1 protein-coding gene is annotated in these 1,033 nt (G+C 76.5%); it reads left to right on the top strand.

Features of this window, described 5'->3' with window-relative positions; translation table 11 throughout:
• Window positions 1–367: 367 nt before the first annotated feature.
• Window positions 368–1,033, top strand: a 666-nt coding sequence (locus D7231_RS35805) for a C40 family peptidase (protein WP_242000099.1), incomplete at its 3' end; no start/stop codon positions are given.

Genomic DNA, 1,033 nt, shown 5'->3' on the forward strand with positions numbered 1-1,033 from the left:
GCCCTGTGGTAAAGGCGCCCGCTTCGCCACCCCCTGTGGCCGGACCCCCGGACGGCGGGCACGCTCGGTGGCGGCGCCCGCGCGGGCCGTTATCCGAGCGTGACATACGCCACGGCGCACGACGGGAGCAGCGGGCCAACGTTGAACGGCCGCCCGCTTCGTGCTAGTCGGCGGCCCGGGGCCGGGCAAAGCGGACAAGCCACAGGCCAACGGCCGTTTCCGCACGCCCGGTCGGCCCGCGGCGAGCGAAGCGGCGAACCGGACGAAGGCGGACGAATCCGGTCAGGCGCGTGCCGCGTACACGCCAGATGTGACGCAGGCCACGGGAATTGAGATCCGGCGAGAGGTGCTGATAGCCGTTATCCCCATGTCCCCAATTCGTTATCGAGCCGCCCGTGGCCGACATCGCAAGCCCCGGGCCTCCCGCACCACCACGCTCCTGCGCGGCGGCCTGCTGACCGGCGTGGTCGGCACCGTGGCCGTCACCGGAGCGACCACCCCCGCGTCCGCCGGCGAGCAGCCCGCGGAGCGCACCGGGGAACTCCCCATCCTCGACGCCGAGGCCGCCGCCCTGGCCGCCGCCGCGACCGAGACGTACGTCGGTGAGACCACCGCCCGGGACGACTGGCAGCGCGCACAGGACCGCGCCCTCGCCCGGGCCCACGAGCAGGCCGCCGAGCGCCGCGCCGCCGCCGAGGAGGCCGCTGAGCGCCGCGCCCGCCAGCAGGCGGCCGCCGAGGCCGCCGCCGCGGAGGAGGCCGCCGCCGCGGCGGAGCAGGTCCAGACCCTCGCCACGGCCACCGCCGAAGCCCCCGCGCCCGCCACCGGCGGCAGCGGAAGCGGCTCGGCCATCGTCGACTTCGTCCGCGCCCAGCTCGGCGACGCCTACTCCATGGGCTCCACCGGCCCCGGCGCCTGGGACTGCTCCGGCCTCGTCCAGGCCGCCTACGCCAGCGTCGGCATCGACCTGCCCCGGACCTCCGGCGAGCAGTCGGTGCGCGGCACGCAGGTCTCCCTCGACGCCCTCCACCCC

Origin of the sequence: Streptomyces klenkii, assembly GCF_003626645.1 — a bacterium.
GTDB classification, from domain to species: domain Bacteria; phylum Actinomycetota; class Actinomycetes; order Streptomycetales; family Streptomycetaceae; genus Streptomyces; species Streptomyces klenkii.